This window comes from Clostridium sp. UBA5119 (genome assembly GCF_002414285.1).
GTDB lineage: Bacteria > Bacillota > Clostridia > Clostridiales > Clostridiaceae > Clostridium_J > Clostridium_J sulfidigenes.
The window spans coordinates 1-16,691 of the sequence record NZ_DHYX01000039.1; the positions used below are offsets into that span (position 1 = coordinate 1).

At 31.2% G+C, this 16,691-nt stretch carries 16 protein-coding genes; all 16 read right to left on the minus strand.

Annotated elements, in window-relative coordinates:
• Positions 1 to 29: 29 nt before the first annotated feature.
• Positions 30 to 1,349, minus strand: coding sequence for a 30S ribosomal protein S12 methylthiotransferase RimO (gene rimO, locus B2671_RS05295; RefSeq protein ID WP_346869482.1), 1,320 nt, complete (start codon positions 1,347 to 1,349; stop codon positions 30 to 32).
• 75 nt (positions 1,350 to 1,424) lie between these two features.
• Positions 1,425 to 3,734: an FtsK/SpoIIIE family DNA translocase gene (locus B2671_RS05300; protein ID WP_346869483.1), complete on the minus strand. Its 2,310-nt coding sequence runs from the start codon at positions 3,732 to 3,734 to the stop codon at positions 1,425 to 1,427.
• A gap of 168 nt (positions 3,735 to 3,902) precedes the next feature.
• The gene (locus B2671_RS05305; protein ID WP_346869484.1) at positions 3,903 to 4,730 is read right to left on the minus strand and encodes a ClpP family protease; all 828 of its coding nucleotides are present in this window, start codon (positions 4,728 to 4,730) and stop codon (positions 3,903 to 3,905) included.
• Positions 4,731 to 4,783: 53 nt separating this feature from the next.
• Positions 4,784 to 5,971 (minus strand): aspartate kinase, encoded by a 1,188-nt coding sequence (dapG, locus tag B2671_RS05310; RefSeq protein WP_346869485.1) that lies wholly within the window; start codon positions 5,969 to 5,971, stop codon positions 4,784 to 4,786.
• Positions 5,972 to 5,984: 13 nt separating this feature from the next.
• Positions 5,985 to 6,260 carry a YlmC/YmxH family sporulation protein gene (locus B2671_RS05315; protein WP_035132817.1) on the minus strand — a complete coding sequence of 92 codons (276 nt, stop codon included), beginning with the start codon at positions 6,258 to 6,260 and terminating at the stop codon, positions 5,985 to 5,987.
• A gap of 188 nt (positions 6,261 to 6,448) precedes the next feature.
• Complete coding sequence (locus B2671_RS05320) at positions 6,449 to 8,557, minus strand: polyribonucleotide nucleotidyltransferase (RefSeq protein ID WP_346869486.1); 2,109 nt, start codon at positions 8,555 to 8,557, stop codon at positions 6,449 to 6,451.
• Positions 8,558 to 8,668: 111 nt separating this feature from the next.
• The gene (gene rpsO, locus B2671_RS05325; RefSeq protein ID WP_035132815.1) at positions 8,669 to 8,932 is read right to left on the minus strand and encodes a 30S ribosomal protein S15; all 264 of its coding nucleotides are present in this window, start codon (positions 8,930 to 8,932) and stop codon (positions 8,669 to 8,671) included.
• Between the two features lie 146 nt (positions 8,933 to 9,078).
• On the minus strand, positions 9,079 to 10,044 hold the full coding sequence (locus tag B2671_RS05330; RefSeq protein ID WP_346869487.1) for a bifunctional riboflavin kinase/FAD synthetase: 966 nt from the start codon (positions 10,042 to 10,044) through the stop codon (positions 9,079 to 9,081).
• An 11-nt stretch (positions 10,045 to 10,055) separates the two neighbouring features.
• Positions 10,056 to 10,943 carry a tRNA pseudouridine(55) synthase TruB gene (gene truB, locus B2671_RS05335; RefSeq protein ID WP_346869488.1) on the minus strand — a complete coding sequence of 296 codons (888 nt, stop codon included), beginning with the start codon at positions 10,941 to 10,943 and terminating at the stop codon, positions 10,056 to 10,058.
• Entirely contained in the window at positions 10,930 to 11,904 is a 975-nt protein-coding gene (locus tag B2671_RS05340; protein WP_346869489.1) for a bifunctional oligoribonuclease/PAP phosphatase NrnA, read from the minus strand. Before B2671_RS05340 ends, truB begins: the two co-directional genes overlap by 14 nt.
• Positions 11,894 to 12,256, minus strand: a complete 363-nt coding sequence (rbfA, locus tag B2671_RS05345; RefSeq protein ID WP_035132809.1) for a 30S ribosome-binding factor RbfA — start codon at positions 12,254 to 12,256, stop codon at positions 11,894 to 11,896. The genes B2671_RS05340 and rbfA overlap by 11 nt, the downstream gene beginning before the upstream one ends.
• Before the next feature lie 18 nt (positions 12,257 to 12,274).
• Positions 12,275 to 14,359 carry a translation initiation factor IF-2 gene (infB, locus tag B2671_RS05350; RefSeq protein ID WP_346869490.1) on the minus strand — a complete coding sequence of 695 codons (2,085 nt, stop codon included), beginning with the start codon at positions 14,357 to 14,359 and terminating at the stop codon, positions 12,275 to 12,277.
• A gap of 17 nt (positions 14,360 to 14,376) precedes the next feature.
• Positions 14,377 to 14,691: a ribosomal L7Ae/L30e/S12e/Gadd45 family protein gene (locus tag B2671_RS05355; protein WP_346869491.1), complete on the minus strand. Its 315-nt coding sequence runs from the start codon at positions 14,689 to 14,691 to the stop codon at positions 14,377 to 14,379.
• A complete protein-coding gene (gene rnpM / locus B2671_RS05360; protein WP_035132803.1) occupies positions 14,681 to 14,950 on the minus strand; it encodes an RNase P modulator RnpM in 270 nt (89 codons plus the stop codon). Before rnpM ends, B2671_RS05355 begins: the two co-directional genes overlap by 11 nt.
• A 16-nt stretch (positions 14,951 to 14,966) precedes the next feature.
• Positions 14,967 to 16,052: a transcription termination factor NusA gene (gene nusA, locus B2671_RS05365; protein WP_346869492.1), complete on the minus strand. Its 1,086-nt coding sequence runs from the start codon at positions 16,050 to 16,052 to the stop codon at positions 14,967 to 14,969.
• A 16-nt stretch (positions 16,053 to 16,068) separates the two neighbouring features.
• Positions 16,069 to 16,530 (minus strand): ribosome maturation factor RimP, encoded by a 462-nt coding sequence (rimP, locus tag B2671_RS05370; RefSeq protein ID WP_150843841.1) that lies wholly within the window; start codon positions 16,528 to 16,530, stop codon positions 16,069 to 16,071.
• Positions 16,531 to 16,691 lie beyond the last annotated feature (161 nt).

Below are 16,691 nucleotides of genomic sequence, written 5' to 3' on the forward strand. Positions count from 1 at the left end.
TTTTTATTATAAATATATAAATCTAAAAATTATTTAAGGATTTCTCCTATTAAATCATACTCTAGTGCATCTTTTATTCTTACCTTAACAAAATCACCTATACTTAATTTATTAGATTTTACATAAACTTCTCCGTCAATTTCTGGAGCCATTTCATAACTTCTTCCACAATATGTTCCTTTTTCTTTACTTTCAATCAATACATCATAGGTTCTACCTATTTTATTTTTATTTATTTCTGTTGATATACTTTGTTGAGCCATCATTATAGAGTGAAGTCTTTCTTCTTTAATATTTTCTTCTATTTGACCTTCCATTTCTGCAGCCAAAGTACCTTCCTCTTGAGAGTAAGTAAATACTCCTAGCTTATCAAATTTAGTTTCTCTGACGAAATTTAACAATTCTAAGAAGTTCTCTTCTGTTTCTCCTGGAAATCCTACTATAAGAGTAGTTCTTATAGTTATATTAGGAACTGCATCTCTAAGCTTTTTAATATTTTCAGTGATTATTTTCTTTCTTCCTTTTCTTCTCATTGCCTTTAAAACATCATCACTGATATGTTGTATAGGAATATCTATATACTTACATATCTTATCATTGATAGCTATTTCATTTATAACTTCATCAGTTAGCTCTTCTGCATAACAATAAAGAAGTCTTATCCATTTTATACTTTTAATTTTACCTAGCTCTCTTAAAAGAATATGTAAAGTTTTTTCTCCATATATATCTACCCCATAATTAGTAGTATCTTGAGCTACTATAATTAACTCCTTATATCCATTTAAAGCTAACTCTTTTGCTTCTTTAAGGATATCTTCTATATCCCTACTTCTGTATCTTCCTCTTATTTTAGGAATTGCACAGTAGGCACAAATATTGTTACACCCTTCAGATATTCTTATATAAGCAGTAGTTCCTCCTGTTGTAACCTGTCTCTTACCAATGTTTATATTGGTATCACTATAAGTTGTAATACAGCTCTTTTCTCCAGTTTCCATAGATTTTTCAATACATTCATGCAATTTATCATAATCATTTACACCTAAAATTATATCTAATTCTGGCATAAGTTCTAAAAGCTCACTACCATATCTCTGAGTTAAGCACCCAGTAGCTATGAGTACCTTGCATTTATCTTTCTTATATTTTGTCATTTCTAATATGGTATCAATAGATTCTTGCTTTGAAGTTTCTATAAATCCACAGGTGTTAACTAGCAATATGTCTGCCTGCCTTTCATCTGTCACCGCTTCATACCTACTCTTCAAACTACTTATTATAATTTCTGCATCTATTCTATTCTTGTCACAACCTAAATTTATTACTCCAAATTTTAATTTTTCCACTTTTATCCTCCTAAGTTATCTCTATATTATTTATAATCTCTTCTTTTGTGTTGTAATGAAAGTTTCATTAAGAAATTATTGCCTCATGGTATCATCTCTTCCAAAAACCTGCCTTGGCTTACTTCCATTACGACCAGAGATAATCCCTTCAGCTTCCATTTCATCTATAATTCTAGCCGCTCTATTATACCCTATTTTTAGCCTTCTCTGCAACAAAGATGTTGAAGCTTGCCCTTCTTCTAATACAATTTTAATAGCTTCATCTATTAACTCATCACAATCTTCTCCACCCTTAGATTTAGAAACACTATTTTCTATTTCATCCATGATTTCTTTTTTATACTCTAATTCCTTTAATCCATTACGAATAAATTCTACTACAGTCTCTACTTCTTCCTCAGACACAAAGGCTCCTTGAATCCTAAGTGGCTTAGATTCACCTACAGGATAATATAGCATATCCCCTTTACCTAAAAGCTTCTCTGCTCCTGAAGAGTCTAGTATAGTTCTTGAGTCTATTTGACTTGACACAGCAAAGGATATCCTAGATGGTATATTAGCTTTAATTACCCCTGTAATTACATCTACAGATGGTCTTTGTGTTGCTATTACTAAATGCATTCCTGCAGCCCTAGCCATTTGTGCAAGTCTACCTATATATTCTTCAACATCATTTGGACATACCATCATTAAGTCTGCTAACTCATCGATTATGATTACAATCCATGGAAGCTTTTCTTCTATTATTCCCTTTTCTGCAAAGTCGTTATATCCTTCAATATTTCTTACGTTATTATCTGCAAAGAGTTTATATCTTCTAGTCATTTCATTAACTGCCCAATTTAATGCTCCTGCAGCTTTTTTAGGTTCTGTAACTACTGGAATTAATAGGTGTGGTATTCCATTGTATATATTAAGTTCTACTACTTTAGGATCTATTAGAAGTAATTTAACCTCTTGAGGTGTATATTTATATAATAAGCTTATTAAAAGAGTATTAATACATACACTTTTTCCTGACCCTGTAGCTCCTGCAATCAAAAGGTGAGGCATCTTAGATAAATCTCCGACTACACAATTTCCTGCAATATCCTTTCCAAGGGCAAAGGCTAAATTTTTCTTAGCAAGTGTAAATTCTTCACTTTCTATTACCTCTCTCAAAAATACTGCTGATAAATCTTTATTCGGTACTTCTATACCCACTGCTGCCTTTCCTGGTATTGGAGCCTCTATCCTAACTCCTGAGGCTGCTAAGTTTAGAGCTATATCATCTGCTAGATTAACTATCTTACTAACCTTAACTCCTACATGTGGTTGTAATTCAAATCTGGTTACAGATGGACCTTTTGTAACCTGTATTACCTTAGCTTCAACTCCAAAACTTTCTAGAGTTTCTTGAAGTTTATTAGCACTGTTAAGGAGGTCTTTTTTATCGCTATTTTTACCTATACTACTTAAATTTTTATGAAGGAGTTCTGGTGCAGGATGTTCATAAGCATATATTTTGTTTCCATCACCAAAGGAAATGTCAATATCTATATCCTCTATATTATTTCTATTTTCCTTTGACTTATTAGGTTGTTCTATACTTGTTTCTGTTTTTCCTTCAAATCTATTCTCTTCTTCATCCATCTTCATAAAATCTATAATTTTAATCTTCGACTCTTCACTACTTCCATTGTCTCTAGTATTCCCATCTGCTGATACATATTCCATAGCTTCATCAATTGCAATATTAGTTTTCTTCAAATCCCTTGACTTTTTTTTGCTTTCTACTTTCTCAAAGGTAAATAACTCTTTTATGGTAATATTATTAATTAAAACTAAAGATATTATATATAAAGCAAATAAAACTATATAACTACCTACCTTTCCTAAAAGTGAACTTATAGGGACAGTAATTACTAAAGATATAATACCTCCATGAAGTACAGACTTAGATTTAAATTGTTCTATAATAGCACTTGCCATATTTCCTTTTACATAGTAAGCAGGTAATACTATAAGCTCAACAAAAATCATGGTAGTAACTATAAACATTAAAATTCCAAGGGATTTTTTTGTTACCTTTAAATATTTATCTATTTTTATGTAGCTTACTCCCATGTATATAAGCACAAAAGGTAAAGCATAGGCACCAATTCCAAGGAGTCCTATAAAAATTCTATTAATAAATACTCCCATGGAACCTGCTAAAGATGTTGGGTCTGAAAACATAACTGATAGTAAGGCTAAAAATATTAAAACACCTAGGGTTATCAGTATAATTCCATTAAAATCAAAAAGTTTATCCTTTTTTGCTTTCTTAGCTTTTGAACTATTATTTTTAACAGTGTTCTTTTTACTACTGTTTTTCTTTTTTAAAGGTTCTTTTCCTTTAGTCATAGTATCTCCTCCAAAACTCATCCTAAGATTCATGAAAATAATTTCCATTTATCCATCTCAATATATTGTACATTGAAATCCACCTATATTTCAAATTTTTTTACAAATAAAAAGTTGCCAACATAATTTTGTTGACAACTCAATGCTCAATTGTTAAATTTTATCTATTTATTCACTAATATTTTCTTCTGAACTTATTTCTAGTTGATTTTTTTCACCTTCACTTATTAACTCTTCTAATTTATCTAAGGCTTCTCTAATTCCACCTACTTCATCAATAAGACCACATTCTACGGCTTGATCCCCTATCAATATAGTTCCTATATCATTTAGCAATTCATCTGTTTGACTCATAAGCCTTCTAAAATCATCTGAATCAATTTTTGAAGTTCTAACTACAAACTCAACTATTCGCTCCTGCATCTTTCTAAAATATTCAAAGGTTTGAGGCACACCTATAACAAATCCATTCATTCTTACAGGATGCACTATCATTGTAGCTGAAGGAGTTATAAATGAATAATCTGATGCCGTAGCTAATGGAACTCCTATAGAGTGTCCTCCACCTATGACTATAGATACTGTAGGCTTACTAAGACTAGTTATCATTTCTGCAATGGCTAAGCCTGCTTCTACATCCCCTCCTGCAGTATTCAACACTATGAGTATACCTTTTACATTACTATCTCTCTCAATAGCTATTAACTGGGGAATAATTAACTCATATTTAGTAGACTTAGTTTGATTGCCAGAAATATTATGACCTTCAACCTGACCTATTATAGGTATAACTTGAATCCTGTCATCAGCCTTTGCTACAGACATGACTCCTACTTCTTTTAGGTTTGCAACTTCCTTACTTACCCCTTTAGAGGTATCCTCTTCATTTTGTTCATCATCATTTTCTTCATTTATTATAACTTTACTTTTATTATTTTTTTTGTGTTTAGTATCTTTATCTTCCTTATGTTTTTTATTTTCCGCTTCATTAATCATGGAAAAACACCTCCTAATGTTTCTTATTCTTTGCATTAAGGGGTGTTTATATACTATCCTAATTTAAATTCATTATGAAGTAAATTTATAGCATCTTTAACTTTATTACTTTCTACAAGACACCAAATAGTTGTATGTGAATCAGCAGTTTGAAGAATATCTATATTACCTTCTTCTAAAGCCTTTAGAATTCTAGACATAACTCCAGGTATTCCTCTCATCTTTGAACCTATTATAGATATTTTGCTACAACTTTCTGTATACTGATAATCAATTTCATAGTTAGCTGCTATATTTTTAAACTGTTCTAAGTCTACTTCACTTATAGTAAATATTTTATCATTAGTAAATACACTTATCAAATCAATACTTATTTCATTTTCAGCTAAAATATGAAATATATTATTGCAGTGCTCCTTTGAGCCTCCATTAATTCTTATTTGAACTCTATTACTCATATGCGTAATTCCAGTGATAATTCTTTCATTGTCCTCCCCATAAGAAGAAATAGTAGTCCCCTCACAATCACTAAGAGTATTTTTAATTACTAATGGAATATTATATTTTCTAGATATTTCAACAGCTCTAGGATGTATTACTTTAGCTCCTTGATCAGCAAATTGGAATACTTCATCATAGCTTATACTCTCAATTAATGAAGCTTTAGAAACTATTCTTGGATCTGCTGTCATTATACCATCAACATCTGTATATATTTGAACTTCCTTTGCCTTTAGTGCTGCTCCTAAAATTGCCCCTGTAACGTCACTTCCACCTCTTCCTATTGTAGTGATGCTACCCTCTTCACTTATACCTTGGAAACCTGCTACTACAGGTACTTTTCCCTGTTCTAATACCTTTAGTACATTTTTCGGATTAACATCTAAAATAGATGCATTATTAAAATTATTATCAGTCCTTATACCAGCTTCTCCACCCATAAGTGGAACCGCCTCTATGCCTTCTCTTAATAAATCATTACACATTACCACTGTACTTAAAGTTTCACCACAGGACAAAAGTAAGTCTAAAGCCCTTTTATTATTTATCTTAAATTCTTCACTAACTAAAGACAATAATGTATCTGTTGCATAAGGAGAACCTTTTCTCCCCATAGCTGATACTACTACTACAGGTTTATACCCATCCTTTATAGCATTTTTAATCTTTTTTGTAACTAATATTCTATTATTTTCACTAGATACTGATGTACCACCAAATTTCTGAACAACTATATCCATACTTACCTCCATATTATATATGGGATTTTCTTAGTGTTTCCCCATCAACATCGATGATTATAGTTTTAGAGCCTATCTTCTTTACATAATCCCATGAAACTTCCAGCATCTCATTATTTCTAAAAAACATCTTACTAGACTTTCCATCTCCAAGTAATAGTAGCTTTAGCTCACCATTTTCATTTATAACTATATCATTATTGCCCAGGACACTATACTTATCTCCATCATTAATGTTTATTATTTCATATCGTTCCATTTCACTTAAATATCTATATTTTTCTTCCATCACATATCACCTCATATATAATTATATAAATTACTATGATTAATATGTTTTCTATTATATATTTATGAGTAAATTAACGAAACTTAATACAATTATAATATAATTTATGAAATTATACACTAGTATGTTCTTATGTTTTATAATAAAAAAAATAAAAAGGTATTTTACCTTTTTATTTTAACTTCTATTTACTCTTCTGTTTTAGACTCTTCACTATCTTTTAATGCATCTTTTCTTGAAAGATTTACTCTTCCTTGAGAATCGATTTCTGTTACTTTTACGAGTATTTCATCACCTATAGCTACTACATCTTCTACTTTATTTACTCTTTCGTTAGCTAATTTAGATATGTGTACTAAACCTTCTTTACCTGGAAGTACCTCTACAAAAGCACCAAAAGCCATAATCTTAGTAACTTTACCTAAATATATTTCTCCAACTTCTACTTCTTTAGTGATTTCCTTTATAATTCTTAATGCTTCATTAGCACTTTCACTATCAGTAGACATTATAACTATCTTACCATCATCATTAGTATCAATTTTAACCCCTGTATCTGCTATTATTTTCTTAATAGTTTTTCCACCAGGTCCTATTATATCTCTAATTTTGTCTGGTTTTATATTTATAGTGTACATCCTTGGAGCATATTGAGATAGCTCTGCTCTTGGCTCAGCTATACATTCATTTATCTTATCTAAGATATATAATCTAGCTGTTCTAGCATCTTCTATAGCTGTTCTTATACAATACTTAGATAATCCTTTTATTTTTGTATCAACTTGAATTGAAGTTATTCCTTTTTCTGTACCAGCAACTTTAAAGTCCATGTCTCCAAAGAAGTCTTCGATTCCTTGAATATCTGTAATTACAGCCTCTTCACTTAAATCTTCACTAGTTATAAGTCCCATGGCAATTCCTGCTGCTGGTCTCTTTATTGGAACTCCAGCATCAAGTAATGCTAATGTACTTCCGCATACACTGGCTTGAGATGTAGATCCGTTAGAGCTTAAAACTTCTGAAACAAGTCTTATAGCATATGGGAATTCCTCTATAGAAGGAATTAGTGGTTCTAAAGCTCTTTCAGCTAAAGCACCGTGTCCTATTTCTCTTCTTCCTGGTCCTCTAAGTGGTCTTACTTCTCCAACACTGTATGCTGGGAAATTGTAGTGATGCATATATCTCTTGAAGTCTTCTTCTCCAATACCATCTATGATTTGAACATCACCTAAAGCTCCCAATGTAGCTACAGTCATTACTTGAGTTAATCCTCTTGTAAATAATCCTGTACCATGAGTTCTTGGAAGGAGTCCAGTTTCACAAGATATAGATCTAATTTGATTAAATTCTCTTCCATCTGGTCTTCTCTTATCTCTAAGTAACATGTTTCTTACAATTTCCTTTTGAATATTGTAAACAACTTCTCCTATGTCACTTCCGCCCTCTGGATACTTCTCAGAAAATTCTTCATTTATTTTAGCTTTAATTTCACTTACTTTAAGATTTCTTTCATCTTTATCAGTGATATACATAGCTTCTTTTAACATATCAAAAGCAAAGTTTCTTACTTCACTTTGGATTTCTTCATTTGCTTTGTATAGTACTGGCTCAGGTTTAACCTTTCCAAATTTAGCTCTAGCCTCTTCTTGGAATGCTATAATAGATTGACACTGATTAAATCCAAAGTCTATAGCTTCAATCATAGTTTCTTCTGGAATTTCATCTCCACCAGCTTCTATCATCATAACTCTGTCTTTAGTAGCACATACAGTTAATTGCATTGTGCTTAATTCTCTTTCTTTAGATGTAGGGTTAACTACAAACTTTCCATCGATTAATCCAATTGATACTGTAGCTACTGCATCAGTAAATGGTATACTTGATAAAAGTAATGCTATTGAAGCTGCATTCATAGCTAATATTTCTGGAGAATTATCTTGGTCTACAGATAATACCGTACAAACCACTTGAACGTCATTTCTATATCCTTTTGGGAATAGAGGTCTTATAGGTCTATCTATAGCTCTACAATTTAGTATAGCTTTTTCTGATGGCCTTCCCTCTCTCTTTAAAAATCCCCCTGGAATTTTACCTACTGCATATAGTCTTTCTTCATATTCTACACTTAGTGGGAAAAAATCTATTCCTTGTCTTGGCTCTTCAGATGCATTTACATTTACAAGGATTACAGTCTCTCCATAACTAATAAACATAGCACAATCAGATAACTTTCCAATTTTACCAATTTCTATCTTCATTTCTCTTCCTGCTACAGAAGCACTTAACGTATTTGTCATTTAATCTCCTCCTTTCGGTTATTAAAAAAAAATATATATATATATATATACTTATTATTATCTTTTTTTTGCTATTTAATTAAAATAATAGAGCGGCTTTGCCGCTCTTAATTATTTTCTAATTCCTAATTTAGCAATTATAGCACGGTATCTTTCGATATCTTGCTTCTTTAAGTAGCTTAAAAGTCCTTTTCTTTGTCCAACCATCATTAAAAGACCTCTTCTTGAGTGGTGATCTTTTTTGTGAACTTTTAAATGCTCAGTTAATTCCTTAATTCTTTCTGTTAATAATGCTATTTGTACTTCTGGAGAACCTGTATCTCCTTCTGTTCTTGCAAATTGTTGCATTATTTCTTGTTTTCTTGCCTTTTCCATATTGTATGCACCTCCAATAGTTAAATCGCCATATGCCATGTACCCCGTTGGCATTCAGAATACATAGCATAAGGTTCATATGAAATTATATCAAACTAAATTTATTTTGTAAATAGAAAAACTAATTAAAAATTTGTAAAAATTAGTTATTTAGGAATTTTATCTATATATATAGAATAATCCTTACTATTTATATAATTTTTATCCTTGGATAGTTGATTCTTTAGTTCATCAATTGATCCAAATCTTTTTTCTTCTCTTATTTTCTCTATAAAATATAATTTAATTTCTTCTCCATATATATTTTTATCAAAATTTAAAATATTAGTTTCAATACTTAATTTACTACCTTCTAGGGTAGGATTGTATCCAATATTAGTTATGGCTTTATAAAAGCAATTTTTATACTCTACAATAGTTCCATAAACTCCACCCTTAGGTACTACGAATTTTTTATTATAATTTAAGTTTACAGTAGGAAATCCCATAGTTCTACCTATCTGCTTGCCCTTAATTATATTTCCACTTAACATAAATGGTCTACCAAGAAACTTATTAGCTCTTTCTATATTTCCTTCTTGAAGATTATGTCTAATGGCAGAGCTACTTACCACTTCTCCATCTGAAGTTATGGGCTCTACTACAAAAAGTTCATAGTCTAATATTTCACTATATTTTTTAAGAATCTCTACATCACCTAAATTTTTATATCCAAAACGATAATTAAAGCCAACTACTATACCTTTAGCATTATAATGCTTCTTTAAATTATTAATGAATTGTTCTGGTGAAATTGACATGAACTCCTTATTAAATTCCATAAAATTCAATATATTCACTTGAAGTTTTTCAAATAAAATAGCTTTCTCTTCATTGCTCATTATAAGTTTTGGACAAATCTCTTTATTAACAACAGACAAAGGATGATTTTTAAAGGTACACACCATTACCTCTACATCTTGTATCTTTTCAGTTAATTTAATCTTCTCTGCTAATTCCTTAGCACTATTAATTAATTCTCTATGACCACTATGTATACCATCAAAACTTCCCAGAACAATTATACTAGGAGTTTCAATGATTTCATTAAAATTATCTTGTATAATTTTCATAAATATATCCCCTAAAGAAAAAGTTTTATTAATTTAAATCCTACATCACTTTCTGATCCAATTCCTATAAGTTTATTTGAATTGTTGTATACTGCATATTTGCAAAACTTTTCAATTCTATTTAAAAGAGTTCTATCATTTATGGTTACACCATTTAATATTAACCTTTCAAACTTTTCATTAACTACAAGTTTAGGAAACTTACTAAATACTTCATCTAAGGAAATAATATAATTATTTATATTATCCTCTGTTAGATCTTTTAGCTCCACACTTCTATCTATAGTAAAAGGACCAGTAGCTGTTCTCTCTAGCTCCCACATCATAGCTCCACAACCAAGTTCTTCTCCTATATCATAGCATAAACTTCTTATGTAAGTTCCTTTAGAACATCTAACTTTTATGTGGATTATAGGGCTATCTATGGATAATACATCAATACTATGGATAGTAACTGTCCTTGGCTCTCTATAGACTTCTTTTCCTTCTCTAGCTAATTCATAAAGTTTTTTCCCATTTTGTTTAAGAGCAGAATACATAGGTGGAACTTGGTCAATAGTTCCTACAAATTTATTTATAGCCTTAGTAATTTCTTCTTCTGTAGAATCTACCTTACTCTCACGAAGTACTTTTCCTTCTCTATCGTAAGTATCTGTGACAACTCCTAATTTAACCTTTGCTATATATTCTTTCTCACCTTCCATTATAAAGTCTATGGCCTTTGTTGCTCTTCCTATACATACCGGAAGCACACCACAAGCTTCTGGATCTAAGGTACCCCCATGTCCAACTTTCTTCTCTTTAGCTAGCTTTTTTATTTTTCTTACTACGTCAAAGGAACTAATGCCAAGAGGTTTATTTATATTTAAAACTCCAAAGGGTTTATTATTTTCTATCATAAGATATCAACTCTTCTTCTAATATTTTGTATATTTTATCCTTTACTTCAATCATGGAACCTTCACAAAAAAGACCAGAAGCTCTTTTATGACCTCCACCATTAAAATTTTCCGCTACTTTACTAACGTCAACTATTTCTTTAGACCTTAAGCTTACTTTTATTCCACCCTTACTTTCTTTAAATAAAGCTACTACTTCTACTCCACTTATCATAGTTCCAAAGTGAATAACCTCGGAAGAATCCATGGATTCTAAGCCTACTTCATTAAGCATAGTATCATTAATCTCCATAAATACAACTTTATTATTAAGATATAATGTCAAAGTATCAATGACTTTTCCAAAGAACTTAACTTTATTAAATTCTTTATTTTCAAAGACTTGTCTTTGAATTTTATTAAAGTTAACTCCAGTTTTAATAATTTCACCAGCTATCTCATGAGTTCTGCTTGTAGTATTAGAATGCTTAAAGGAACTTGTATCTGTTAAAATGGAAGTATAAATTGATTTACCTATATCCTTTGTAATCTCTACTTTTAACTGATTTAATAGGTCGTAAATTATTTCTCCAACTGCTGAAGAATTTATATCCACATAATTAAAATCACCATACTTTTCATTACTTAGATGGTGATCTATATTTACAAGCTTATATTGCCTATTCTCAACATCTAAATTAGCATTTATTCTCTTGAAATCTCCACAATCTAGTACAATTATTAAATCTGTACCATCCTTTACCTGTTGAAGTAATCCTGTGATTTCCTCACTATAAGGCAAATACTCAAAAGTATCTGGAATTTTCTCCTTAGAAAGTATATATGCTTCTTTATTAAGTGCCCTCAGCCCTTGAAGTAGGGCTGTGGCACTTCCTAGAGAATCACCATCTGGTGATTGATGAAAAGTAATTCCTATACAATTACTTTTCTCTATGATATCTACTATATTCCTAGTTATCATTAGAATCATTCTCCTTTATCTTTCTAAATAAAGATTCTAAATGATTAGCTTTATCTAAAGTTGTATCTAACTCTATGATAACTTCTGGAACATGTCTTAACTTAACATTTTTTCCTATCTCTTTTCTTATAAAACCTGTTGAGCTTTTAAGAATTTTAAGAGCATCTGTCTTTTGATCCTCTGTACCAAATATACTAACAAATACTTTAGCATAGCTTAAGTCTCTTGTTACTTCTACATCTGTTACACTTACCATTGCTGTAAGTCTGGGATCCTTTATTTTATTTTGAATAGTGTTGCTAACATCTTTTTTTATCTCTTCATTGATTCTGCCGCCTCTATAGTTAGCCATGGAGATCACTCCTTCCTATTACAATTGTTTTGGTTTAATTTCTTCCATGATATAGCCTTCTATAATGTCTCCTTCTTTTATATCATTGAATTTCTCAATGCTAAGTCCACATTCGTATCCAGCTGCTGCCTCTTTAACGTCATCTTTAAATCTCTTTAAAGATGCAAGAGTAGATTCTGTAATCACTATACCATCTCTTAGTACTCTAACTTTACAGTTTCTTGTTATCTTTCCATTAAGAACATAACATCCTGCTATAGTCCCAACGTTAGAAATTTTATATACCTGTCTTGCTTCACAACGTCCAGTAATAACTTCTTTGTATTCAGGTTCAAGCATACCAATCATTGCTGATTTAATATCATCCAATGCATCATAGATAATTCTATAAGTTTTAATTTCTACGTTATCTCTTTCTGCAACTGTAATAGCATTATTGTCTGGTCTTACGTTGAAACCAATAATAATAGCATTAGAAGCATAAGCTAGAGATACGTCTGTTTCAGTTATAGCTCCAACTGCTCCGTGGATAACTCTAACTTTCACGTTATCTGTAGAAAGCTTTTCTATGGATTGCTTAACAGCTTCTGCTGAACCTTGAACGTCAGCCTTAACTATTACACTTAATTCTTTAACCTTGCCTTCTTGGATTTGGTTATATAGATTTTCCATAGACACTCTATTAGAGGTTTGGAAATGTTCTTGTCTAATCTTTTCTTTTCTTGACTCTGCCATTATTCTAGCTGTCTTTTCATCTCTAACAACAGTAAATCTATCTCCTGCTGCTGGAACTTCTGAAAGTCCTAATATTTCTACTGGCATAGAAGGTCCAGCTGCTTTTGTAGTTTTACCTTTATCATCAATCATTGCTCTGATTCTACCATAAGTAGTTCCAACTATTATAGAATCTCCTGATTTTAAAGTTCCATTTTGAACTAGTATACTAGCTACAGGTCCTCTACCTTTATCTAATTTAGCTTCTATAACTGTTCCCTTAGCTCTTCTGTTAGCATCAGCTTTTAATTCTAACATTTCAGCATTTATTGTAATCATTTCAAGAAGATTATCTAAGCCTTCCTTAGTGTGAGCAGATACTGGTACACATATAGTATCTCCACCCCAATCTTCAGATACTAATCCATATTCTGTTAACTCTTGCTTAACCCTATCTGGATTTGCACTTTCTTTATCCATTTTGTTTATAGCTATAATCATAGGTACTTCTGCAGCTTTACAGTGATTTATAGCTTCAACAGTTTGTGGCATAATTCCATCATCTGCTGCTACTACTAATATAACTATATCTGTAACTTGAGCTCCTCTAGCTCTCATAGAAGTAAAAGCTTCGTGACCTGGAGTATCAAGGAAGGTAATTCTCTCACCATTTACATCTACAGTATAAGCACCTATGTGTTGAGTAATTCCACCAGCTTCTGTTGCTGTAACTTTAGATTTCTTTATTGCATCTAGTAATGATGTCTTACCGTGGTCAACGTGACCCATTACTGTAACTATTGGTGGTCTTTTAGTTTCTTTTGCTTCTGATGCTTCGTCTTCTATCTCATCAATCTCATCCTCTTGTTCTTTAGCAATGTCACCAACATTTTGCTCTTTTAATACTGCAATAGATCCAAAGCTGTCTACAAGCTTTTCGGCTGTGTTAAAGTCAATCTCTTGGTTTACACTTGCCATAACTCCTTGGAATATTAAAGCTCTTATAACTTCTACCACTGGTTTTTTTAGCTTATCAGCTAAGTCTTTTACAACGATAGTTTCTTCCATTTCGATTACTTCATCTGGAGTTTCATCAGCTTTTTCTTCGTTTCTCTTATTTCCGCCTTTTCTCATTTTGCTATTTTTTCTTTGCTGCTTACTTATATCTTCATTGATTTTTGATTCATATTCCTCAATGATTTCTTTCTTTTCAGCTGCTTCTTTTTTCTGTTCTTCATATAGCTCTTTTATAAGATCAGCATCCTCTTCATCGATGACACTCATGTGATTCTTAGCTTCAACACCGAACTCTTCCATTAATACACTTATAAGTTCCTTGTTTGTAACTTCTAATTCTTTAGCTAACTCATATATTCTTATTTTCGACAAAACTTTCACCCCCGAATTTACATTCCGTAATTCTCTTTCCATAACTTTATTAAATTTTCACAAATTTTTTCATCTCTTACTGCTAACACATTGATTTCTTCTCTACCTATGGCCATACCCAATTCATTTTTAGGTATATTCCCTATTACAGGCACTCTTCTGTCATCACAGTATTTTTCAAATTTTTTCTTAGTGTTTTCTGAACACTCTATGGATAAAATACATAGATGGATTTTATTTCTTTTTATCTCTTCTTCACATCCATTATATCCTTCTACTAAGTTTCTAGATTTTTTTGCAATTCCTAGAAAACTTAAAAATTTATTCTGCATTAACTATCTCTTCCTTTAGTTTATCATATATTTCATCATTTATCTTAGTTTCTAGATTTCTTTCTAGTCTTTTAGTCTTTACGGCTTTTTCTAAACATTGAATATTTCTGCAGATATAGGCTCCACGACCAGGTTTTTTACCATGTAAATCTATAGATATCTCATTTTCCTTATTTTTAACAACTCTTATAAGTTCCTTCTTAGGTTTCATTTCCATGCATCCTGTGCACATTCTTTGAGGTATCTTTTTTACCTTCATAAAATATCACCTACCTTTAAAGGTTACTTTCTTCGTTTTGTAAGCTTTCAGCTTGACTCTTACTCTTAATATCTATTTTCCATCCAGTAAGTCTTGCTGCTAATCTAACATTTTGACCTTCCTTACCTATGGCTAATGATAATTGATTATCATCTACTACAACCTTAGCACTCTTTCCATCATCATCTACATCAACTGATAGAACTTTAGCTGGACTTAGTGCATGAGCAATATACTCTTCTGATAACTTACTCCACTTTATTATATCAATCTTTTCATTTCTAAGTTCATTTACTATGTTTTGAACTCTAATTCCTTTAGGTCCAACACAAGCTCCCATAGGATCTACTTCTTCATCGTTAGACCATACAGCTATTTTAGTTCTTGAACCTGCTTCTCTAGCTATACTTTTTATTTCTACAATTCCACTGTATATTTCCGGAACTTCTAACTCAAATAATCTTTTTACAAGGCCTGGGTGTGTTCTTGAAACTACAATTTGTGGTCCCTTAGAACTTTTCTTTACTTCTACTATATATAGCTTTAATTTCTCATTAAATGTATAAGATTCTCCTGGCATTTGCTCATTTGGGCCTAATACAGCTTCTAGTTTACCTAGATCTATAAATACATTTCCTCTATCTTTTCTTAGAACTATACCTGTTATTATGTCAAATTCCTTAGTTATAAATTCATTATATATAAGAGTTCTTTCAGCTTCCTTAATTCTTTGAATAACAACTTGCTTCGCAGCTTGAGCCGCGACTCTTCCAAAATCTCTTGGAGTAACTTCAATTTCCGCAACATCTTCTAAGTTATATTTGGCACTGATTTCTCTAGCATCCTCTAAGGATATTTCTATTACATCATCATATACTTCTTCTACAACTTCTTTTAATGAGTATACGTGAGTTTCTCCTGTATCTCTATTAACCCATACTCTTACGTTTTGTTCCTTGGCATGAGACTTTGCAAAATTCTTCTTATATGCTGCTACTAAAGCATCCTCTATAGTAGTAAAAAGCATTTCCTCACTAATTCCTTTTTCAACAACTAGTTGTTTTACAGCATCTATAAATTCTTCCTTAAATCCGGTGCTCATTATATTTATATCCTCCTTATAAAGTTGGGTTTAACGTAACTAAAGAAACCTTTGACATTGGTATTGCAACTTCATTGTCATTGATTTCTAACATTAAGTTTTCGCTATCAAACCCCTTCAATATCCCTTCATATTTTTTCTTTCCTTCAAATAATGCTGAAAGTTTTACAGCTACATCATGATTTATATACTTATTAAAATGTTCTTTTGTATATAAGGTTCTAAATATACCTGGAGATGATACTTCTAAATTATATTCTTCTGTTATAGGATCTTCTTTATCTAGCATTTCTCCAACAGCCTTACTTACTTCTACACAGTTATCCAAAGCAACGCCTTTTTCATTATCTATAAAAACTCTTAAAATATTTTGTCCGCCTTCACGTACATATTCTAAGTGATAAAGTTCAAATCCGAGTTTTTCTACTATATTAGTAATTTTACTATGGAGTTTTTCCACAACACCGCTACTATTCATAATACATTTCCTCCTTTTTATTATATTTACTTTAAACCTTTAGTAATAAACTTAATATTTTTTATTGCTATATAACTTCCATCTTTTTATGAAGTTGAAAGTATTTGGTCAAATAGTCATGGGATAATATTTACATTACCACAGTACCCTTTAAGGTATGA